The 8,227-nt window shown below is 58.0% G+C and carries 9 protein-coding genes and 2 pseudogenes; 7 read left to right on the top strand and 4 right to left on the bottom strand.

The genetic code is table 11. The features are described 5' to 3' along the window. Nucleotides 1-410 precede the first annotated feature (410 nt). The 3 genes from FHW92_RS25295 (at nucleotide 411) to FHW92_RS25285 (ending at nucleotide 2,862) form a co-directional block, all read left to right on the top strand. A complete protein-coding gene (locus FHW92_RS25295) occupies nucleotides 411-1,070 on the top strand; it encodes a glutathione S-transferase (RefSeq protein WP_210428702.1) in 660 nt (219 codons plus the stop codon). A 187-nt stretch (nucleotides 1,071-1,257) separates the two neighbouring features. Next, a complete protein-coding gene (locus FHW92_RS25290) occupies nucleotides 1,258-1,818 on the top strand; it encodes a TetR/AcrR family transcriptional regulator (RefSeq protein WP_168606053.1) in 561 nt (186 codons plus the stop codon). 69 nt (nucleotides 1,819-1,887) lie between these two features. After that, nucleotides 1,888-2,862, top strand: coding sequence for a quinone oxidoreductase (locus FHW92_RS25285; RefSeq protein WP_168606052.1), 975 nt, complete (start codon nucleotides 1,888-1,890; stop codon nucleotides 2,860-2,862). A 671-nt stretch (nucleotides 2,863-3,533) separates the two neighbouring features. Here the strand turns inward: FHW92_RS25285 and FHW92_RS25280 are convergent. After that, nucleotides 3,534-3,836 carry a type II toxin-antitoxin system RelE/ParE family toxin gene (locus FHW92_RS25280; protein ID WP_168606051.1) on the bottom strand — a complete coding sequence of 101 codons (303 nt, stop codon included), beginning with the start codon at nucleotides 3,834-3,836 and terminating at the stop codon, nucleotides 3,534-3,536. A gap of 2 nt (nucleotides 3,837-3,838) precedes the next feature. Continuing rightward, the gene (locus FHW92_RS25275) at nucleotides 3,839-4,084 is read right to left on the bottom strand and encodes a type II toxin-antitoxin system ParD family antitoxin (RefSeq protein ID WP_168606050.1); all 246 of its coding nucleotides are present in this window, start codon (nucleotides 4,082-4,084) and stop codon (nucleotides 3,839-3,841) included. A gap of 219 nt (nucleotides 4,085-4,303) precedes the next feature. On the opposite strand from FHW92_RS25275, the pseudogene FHW92_RS25270 reads away from it, so the two are divergent. Together FHW92_RS25270 and FHW92_RS25265 are read left to right on the top strand one after the other, a co-directional pair. Further along, nucleotides 4,304-4,903, top strand: a pseudogene (locus FHW92_RS25270) (tyrosine-type recombinase/integrase); the annotation flags it as partial. A gap of 175 nt (nucleotides 4,904-5,078) precedes the next feature. Beyond that, complete coding sequence (locus FHW92_RS25265) at nucleotides 5,079-5,510, top strand: DUF1134 domain-containing protein (RefSeq protein ID WP_168606049.1); 432 nt, start codon at nucleotides 5,079-5,081, stop codon at nucleotides 5,508-5,510. A gap of 521 nt (nucleotides 5,511-6,031) precedes the next feature. Here the strand turns inward: FHW92_RS25265 and FHW92_RS25260 are convergent. Further along, on the bottom strand, nucleotides 6,032-6,727 hold the full coding sequence (locus FHW92_RS25260; protein ID WP_210428701.1) for a class I SAM-dependent methyltransferase: 696 nt from the start codon (nucleotides 6,725-6,727) through the stop codon (nucleotides 6,032-6,034). Nucleotides 6,728-6,836: 109 nt separating this feature from the next. Here FHW92_RS25260 and FHW92_RS25255 point away from each other — a divergent pair, with 109 nt between their 5' ends. Beyond that, entirely contained in the window at nucleotides 6,837-7,448 is a 612-nt protein-coding gene (locus tag FHW92_RS25255) for a LysE family translocator (RefSeq protein ID WP_168606047.1), read from the top strand. 45 nt (nucleotides 7,449-7,493) lie between these two features. On the opposite strand, the gene FHW92_RS25250 is transcribed toward FHW92_RS25255, so the two are convergent. Continuing rightward, entirely contained in the window at nucleotides 7,494-7,943 is a 450-nt protein-coding gene (locus FHW92_RS25250; RefSeq protein WP_168606046.1) for a GNAT family N-acetyltransferase, read from the bottom strand. Between the two features lie 187 nt (nucleotides 7,944-8,130). On the opposite strand from FHW92_RS25250, the pseudogene FHW92_RS25985 reads away from it, so the two are divergent. Beyond that, nucleotides 8,131-8,227, top strand: a pseudogene (locus FHW92_RS25985) (integrase); the annotation flags it as partial.

Raw genomic sequence — 8,227 nt, 5'->3', positions numbered from 1 at the left:
CACCAAAGCCCTTTTACCCATAGACCTGTGCGAGCCTCCCGCGGGTCGTACTTGTAAGACTTTCGTACGCCTGCCGGCGCCCGAAACCCTTCGACGAAGCCGCCGATTCCGCCAAGGCAGCCGAATGCCCGCCACAGCCAAAAGCCGACGCTTCCTTGCTTGGCACTCTGTCCGCCTAACTGGGCTGGTTAGGCGATGAAACGGTGAGACACGGCGCACGAGCCGCTTTTCAGGCCTTTTGGTAACCTATGGGGCCAGCCTTCAGCACTCGCTGACAGCCAAATGCACCAAGGATGGGTCAGCCACTTCATCCCCTAGTCCAGAAACCTACCAACTGACAGATAGCCTCTTGCCAGCATAGATCGAATCGGTTAGTTACACCCTACCAACTGATAGGTAGGGCACCCGACATGATGAAGATTTACGATTGGTACACCGGCCCTTATCCGGCCCGCGTTCGCATTGCGCTTGGCGAGCTTGGCCTGCAATCTCAGGTCGAGTTTGAGTCCATCGACCTCTGGAAGGGCGAGCATAAGACCCCTGCCTTCCTCGAGAAGAACTACTCTGGCACATTGCCGGTACTGGAGCTTGAAGACGGCACCTTGATCGCCGAGTGCACGGCCATCACCCAATATCTGGATGCACTTGGTGACAAGCCTCTGCTGACCGGCACGACGCCGTTGGAGCAGGGCATCATCCACATGATGAACAAGCGCGCCGAAATCGAGTTTCTGGATGCGGTCAGCGTCTATTTTCATCACTCGACCGAGGGCCTCGGTCCCGATGTAGAACTCTACCAAAATGATGAGTGGGGTCAGCGCCAGCGTGACAAGGCCGTGCGGGGCATGCGCTACTTTGACGGCGTGCTCAAGCAGCAACCCTACGTGGCCGGGCAGACGTTCACCATGGCTGACATTGCCGTGATCGGCGGCATGATCTTCGCCGAATTGGTCGATCTTGCTGTGCCAGAGGAATGCGAAGCATTGCTCGCCTGGTATGCGAAGGTGCAGGAGCGCCCGAGCGTGCAAAACCGGCTCGCTTTGTCTGCGCCGAACCCGGTGCCAGCATAAAGCTCTGATACCGAGGCGGGGCCAAGGCCGCTCTTGAAATCTGAAGGTATGCATCAACCCCTTTGGGCGATGATGCATACCTCCTCCGCGATCGCGCAATGGCCACAAAAAGAGAGTTTAAGGCTTTCATTTCTACGCCTGCGACCTATCTGGTGGATGGTAGGGAATTAGGCAAGGTGACGTCAGGATGAGTAAGAGCGAGGAAATTTTGGCCGCCGCACGGCAAAGCGCGCAAGCGCACGGATATGCTGGCCTCAACTTTCGTGATCTGGCGGATGAGGTCGGCATCAAGGCGGCCAGTATTTACCACCATTTCCCAAGCAAAGCCGATCTCGGAGCTGCCGTCGCCAAACGATATTGGCAAGACACCGCAAAGGATCTTGAAGGGATTGCCGAAAGATCCGCAGACCCACTAGCCGCGTTCCTTGCTTATCCGGACATCTTCCGTCGCTCTCTCGAGCGCGAAAATCGTATGTGCATGTGCAGTTTCATGTCGGCGGAGTACGATGATCTGCCCGGCCCGGTGCGGATTGAGGTTCAGGCATTTGCTGACGTCAACATCGCCTGGCTGGCGCAGATGCTTGTCCGCGCCGAAGTCGAACACAATAGCGCCGATGCGCAAGGCCGAGCTGCCGCGATTTTTGCGGCCGTTGCCGGTGCCCAATTGATGGCCAGAAGCCGCAACGACATCAATCTTTTTGATAGCCTCATCGCTCATTACCAGCGCGCCAGCTTACTTCCGTCATAAAGCATGGGTCGGTAGTCATGGTTTACCATTCATGCGCCCTATAAATTTTCAGAATTGAAGGAGTCTGCAATGGCAAGCCGCATCATGATCGCCAGACCGGGACGTGCGGATAGCATGACCCTCGTAAAGCACGAGCTCACCGCCCCCGGAGACGGTGAGGTTTTGCTCCAACAGCACTGCGTTGGCGTCAATTTCCTCGACATCACACAACGTAATGGGTCTGTTCCAATGCCAATGCCAAGCGGGCTTGGCCTCGAGGGTGCCGGCGTTGTTATGGCAGTCGGCCCTGGGGTAGCTGGTGTCGCCGCCGGCGATAGGGTGGCTTATGCCTTGGGTCCGATTGGCAGCTATGCGGACAGCCGCCTTTACCCTGCGGATCGACTGGTGCATTTGCCGGAAGAGCTTGGCTTTGAAGAGGCGGCCAGCCTCTTGTTCAAGGGGTTAACCGCTCAGTATCTCCTCACATCCACCTACCCGGTCACGCCGGGCTGTAGTGTGCTTCTCTACGGCGCGGCGGGCGCCCTGGGTCAAATCATGGCTGGTTGGGCGACCGATCTTGGCGCCCGTGTGATTGGCGTGGTTTCCAAGGAAGCAAGCGTTGCTCGTGCTCATGCTGCAGGGTGTACGGATGTCCTCGTGTGGAGTGACGCTCTGCCTAACCAGGTGCGGCAGATCACTGGCGTGCGCGGCGTGGATGTCGTCTATGACGGCATCGGCAAAAAGACTTTCGCAGCATCGCTGGATAGCCTGAAACCCCGAGGAATACTGGTGTCCATCGGCGCATCGAGCGGCGCGCCAGATCCGATATCCGTCGCGGTTCTCAACCAGAAGGGATCGCTCTTCCTCACCCGGCCCGGCCTCGCTGCGCATATCACGGACATTGAGGAGTATCGCTTGCGAGCCCGTGAGGTTTTCGACGCTGTTCGTCGCGGTGCTATCGTGCCGCGAATTGCCAAAAGGTATTCCCTTTCTGACGCAGTGCAGGCTCATATAGACCTAGAGAACGGCATGTCCGGAGGGGCTGTCATTCTTGACGTTCGATAAGGGCTTCCAGCAGGGTTGGTTGGGCGCGAAAGATGGCGTGATTGGCGAGACCCGGGTTTATAAGAACCCGGGCCCCACCCAATCGAAAGTCAATTTCTGATCGAACGATTCGCTTGTCAGAATGGCGTAACCCACTTCATCGTGCCACCGACCAGCGAGCCAGCGGCTTTCGATTGATCGGCTTTCCTGACGCATACCGAACAGCGCGCCCCGCACGTTCAGGGCGAACCGTACTCCCAACCAGCCCGGTTGGCGTCAATTACAGGATCACCCAGCTGGGTCGCTCGCTGCGCGAACCCTTTGAGGCGCTTTGTTCCTGCGGGCTGATGCACGAGCAGGCGTTGGCAGCCGATGCTATCGCCTACGACCGGTCGCGTGGAGAATGGCCATCAGGCTTGAAATGGCAGATGCGCAAAAAGCCGCGGCCATCTTCCAGGACGCAATCGGCCTGAACGCTTGAACGTGGGCATTGCTGCCAGATCCTTTTGGGCGAGAGGAACGGAAGGTTTTGGCAGAAGCTGCCGCTGGAAGGACTGCCGGCGAATGGCAAAGCTTGGTCGGCTATGGCCGGAAGGAAGCTGGTCGCATCCAGAAAATCTTGTCGCTCAGGAGAAGCTCCAAGTGGGGCGGGGATCTCTGTGGATTGGCCTCATGCCCTTGCCTCGCTACGGCTAACCATCGAAATTCGAGGATATCCAATCCTCCCGCCCATGCCTGACGCGCAGAATGATGACTTCGTTCTCATCCCCCACATCATAGACTACCAGATGGGCCTTGTAGGGATGCACGCGAACAGGCGGCGAGATCTCCTCGCGCAGGCGCGCGGCATGGGGATAGTCTGCGAGAAACGCGAAAATCGCGCTCAGCCCTTTGTGATAGGCGTCGGCCTGAGGCAGACCGAACTGCTCGATGTCCTCAAGAAAGATGGCTGTCAGATCATCGGCTGCGGCGCGTGTTAAGCGGAAGCGGGGCACGGTCAGGCTTGCAAACCAGCCTGGCTTATCGCCCGCGCCCGGATGTCCACCATCGTCTCATCACTCAGGCCGCTCGCTCGGGCTTCATCGACCAGGCGCTGCATGGCGGAAACCTTGTCGGCGCGTTCCTGGTCACGGCGGATAAGATCGCGCACATAGTCGCTGGCATTGCTATACCGGCCGGTGTCAGCTTGCGCCTCCACCCATTGCTTCATAGGGTCGGGCAGAGAAATGTTCATCGTGGCCATGGCAACCTCCAAGGTCAGGAGAATAGCAAAAATTGGCAAAGATTGTCAATTGCTGCTCAACCATGAGCGGGGGCCATTATGCAGCCAACGCCTCCACGATCTCCCGCGCGTCGCTTGCACAACATTTCCTCCGTGTGGCTGCAGCCGTTCTTCAGAATGGCCAATTTGGGCCAATTGGAGAATGATCATGGAAATGTCTGAAAGCGTGAACGCGTCCCCAAACGCTCGGTCTGGAATGCAGGGCGCACTGTCGGCGCGAAGCGGGCCCTGAAGCCCAAGCAAATTTGGGAGATCCGTTTCTACCTCAATCAGCGCCGCCGCCTGAGGGATCGGGCGCTGCTCGACCTCGCTATCGACAGCAAGCTGCGCGGCTGTGATCTTGTCCGCATGAAAATTGGCGACGTCGTCAGCGGTGGGCAGATCCGTACGCGGGCCATCGTGATGCAGCAGAAAACGGCGCGACCTGTTCAATTCGAACTTCTCCCTGATGCCCGAGCCAGCCTGTTGGCGTGGCTTGAGCGGCGGGGCGGCACGGTCGATGATTATGTGTTTCCAAGCCGGGTTGACCACAATGGTCACCTCAGCACCCGGCAATATGCCAGGCTCGTCGATGAATGGGTGACCGGGGTTGGTTTGATGCGCAGCGAATATGGCACGCATTCGCTCCGCCGTACGAAAGCCTCGATCATCTACCGGGCGACTGGCAACCTGCGCGCCGTCCAGATCTTGCTCGGCCACAGCAAGATCGAGAATACGGTCCGCTATCTGGGGATCGATGTGGAAGACGCGCTTGCTCTCGCCGAGAATACCGAGATCTGAACCGTTGGCTCCCTGCACCACTGGCGGGGAGCCAACTTTGGTGGGCGTGGGACATTCCTGCCAGTGGCCGGTGCTGCCGGGAGTGCCCGACTATGCCGGAAGCGGACGGAACTTTGTGCCCCTGCAACTGTTACGGAAGGATACCGTTCAGCACGTAATCTCAGAGGGATTTGACATGGGTATATGCCGCAACTTCGTCTTCGCGACGGCAGTAGCAACAATGGTTGGCACTCCGCTTATCGCCGAGGCGAAGTCAACCAGCGGCAGGATTACAATAAGTGAAACCCAGTTCGGATTCCTTCTCGGCGGTAACGTCGGCGGTGGCACACTTACGTACAACGGCAAAAAATACAAGTTCAAGATCGGCGGCATTTCAGTCGGCAAAATTGGTGTTGCGAAAATCCGCGGCTATGGTCGAGTTTCGAACTTAACCAGCATCTCCAACTTCGCCGGGACTTATGTCGCGGCTGATGCCAGCGCTACGGCGGTCAGAGGCGCGGGCAGCATCAAGCTCAAGAAGGGAGATGTCATACTTGAACTCGACACCAGTTCGAAAGGCTTGCAGCTCAGCGCCAGCGGCGGCGGCGTCAAAATCACACTGGAGTAACCGGGAACGCCACCCAAAATCGTTCGGGTAGGGACGGTCGGCCTATTTCACCAGGCCGACGTGCCTCCCGATGAGTTCCTGGTCACCTCGCAAGCGTTGCGGCGGATGCACCCGACCGCCTCGGACAGAGTGTTCGGCCAATTGATGGTGAAGATCGCGGCGGCCGAACGGAGCGCATGCCCAGCGCTGTAGTTGGCAATCGAATGTCCATAATTGGGCGCCTTCCGCCAGAAGCGAACGCGGAGTCGTGGGACGAACCCGCCACCAGAAGCGGCGTCCTCGAACGGCTTGTTCAGTCGAGAACCGTCATTCGCGAGTGTCCCGAAAAGGATCGAATTTTGGGAACGCAGGGCTGGACCGCTATCTCCGCCCTATGAGTAGCTCTGATGCCTTAGTGATGGTGAAAACTCCATCCGTTCGACGGAAGGCATCTTCAACGGCAGCCGTCAGCTTCTCCATGAGACCCGGCTTATCGGCAATCGGGAGACTACCGAGATAGCCCAGCAGATCGGTAGGATCGGTCACGCGCAGTTCGTCCTCGTACCTGACGACATCAACGCTGGCGAACTCGCCCGCATGAGCGCTAGCTCTTGCTCGGACGACAGGGGTTCTGGTCGTGGATCAGGCTCGTCTCCGAACGGTGCCCGTGCCAACGCCGACAACTCCGCCATCGTACCTGCCGGATTGAGCACCACAGCCACGGCGCCCCCTTCGCGTGTGACCCTCGACATTTCCTTCAACCCGGAAGCGGGATCTGCGAGGTGATAGAGCATATGGATCGCGATTGTCGTGTCAGCACTGGCATCGGCCAGCGGCAGCGCCACCGCGTCGGCAACGGAAACCTCAACATCGTGCCATCGCTGCATGGCGCCAATGGAGGTGCGAGCTGCGTCCACCATCCCTTCGGAAATGTCTAACAGACGCAGCCTGAGGTTCGATGGCACGCTTTGAGGCGCGTTTGTCCAGAACGAACCCGCACCGCAACCCACGTCGGCAATGACACCACTCGACAGCAGCGGAATGTTGGAGGACAACCACTCGAACCAGTCATCCCGACCGTATCGGTTGTGCAGGATCGACCGGGCCTTCAGCCGATCAGGGAAGCGATACTGGACATCGCGAAGATAGCTTTGCTCACTGTCGACCATGACGCTCTCCGGATGGAACTGCAATGGAGTCCATCGCCCGATTGAGGCGATGGCCCAACGTTTCGTCATCCCGATTGGAATGGTATTTTGGGAAAGCCGTCGTGATCTCAGACGCGCGCAGGGGCTTGACCACCTATGCTAAGCTGGCGAGATTTCTCCGATGCTACGGAGGTTCTGCATGGAAGCAATGTCGATCGCCATCTTCGCGGGAGCATTGCTTCTTAACGCGGGAACGCCGGGACCGAGCGTGGCCGCCTTAGTCTCCCGCGTATTGACGAATGGTTGGCGTGACGTTTTCCCGTTCATCTTGGCAATGTGGTTGGGCGAGGTCGTCTGGCTGACGATGGCGCTGGCAGGTCTGACAGCACTCGCTCAAACCTTTCAATTCGGGTTCATGGTGCTGAAGTGGCTTGGCGTCGCCTACCTAGCCTGGCTTGCGGTGAAGATGTGGCGGCAACCGCCCGAAATCCCTGATGAGACATTGCCACGCCGGACGTCGCCTCTCTCCATGTTTGGTGCCGGCATGGCGGTGACACTGGGCAATCCGAAGATCATGGTATTCTACGTTGCCCTGCTTCCCGCCTTGATAGACATTTCCAAGGTAGGGTTTTCGCAATGGGCTGCGTTGGCAGCAGTGACACTCCTTACCCTGGCTGCGATCGATCTAACTTGGACATTCCTCGCTCACAAGGCGCGCGCGTTCCTCCGCACCCCGTCTGCCGTACGGCTTGCGAACAGAATTAGTGCTTTGACACTTGGAGGGGCCGCAGCGGTTATAGCGCGCGACTGATAGACCAACTACGTTAGCAGCAGTCTTCATTCAGGACGGCGTCAGCTAAATGGCTTTGACCATATGAACTAGGATGCCGTCAGTTATCGCCTCTTCTCGTTCTATGTCATACCCCAGCGATTTGTAGAGGCATATATTCTCTTCAAATTTCGCATTAGTGTAAAGTCTGACCGCCTCGAACCCAGCCTCTGCTGCCAAGCGCTCAGCATGAGCAACCATTTTCCTGCCGTAGCCCCTCTTTTGAAAAGCCGGAGCGACCGCAACATTTTCAATCATCAGATCGTCGTGACGCTGAATGATCTCCACCAAAGCGGCAACTTCATTACCTACCAGCAGCAGGTCTGCTCGATGATCCCTGATATGGGCGGCGTGGTCGGCTTTCATAGGTAAGGGTTCGCGACCAATGACCGGCACCCATTTGGCATAAGCTGCTCGTGTGACCGTGGTGACAGCATCGGCGTCAACTAGGGTCGCAATTCGGATCGCTTCGTTCATGCGCTGACTATGCTGCCGTGGGTGGCGGAGGAAAAGAGCGAACCATATTCCCGATTGGGAATGTTTTGCGGGAAGGCCAGTGACGGAGCGCGTAGACACAAGGATGGCAGGCTTGGCTTTCACGAAACCTGTTCCCAATTGTGTTTTCCCGAAATACCGGATCGGAGTTGGAGAAGCAGGACAGTCCGCTACCCGACAGCTCCATCGCATCGTTGTCGATGCTGCCGAGTCCGCGGGGATCAAAAAGCGGGTCGGCCCACACACTCTGCGGCACAGCTTCGCCA

It is taken from the genome of Novosphingobium sp. SG707, assembly GCF_012275515.1.
Classification (GTDB): Bacteria; Pseudomonadota; Alphaproteobacteria; order Sphingomonadales; family Sphingomonadaceae; genus Novosphingobium.
This window is presented reverse-complemented; position numbering and strand designations above follow the sequence as displayed.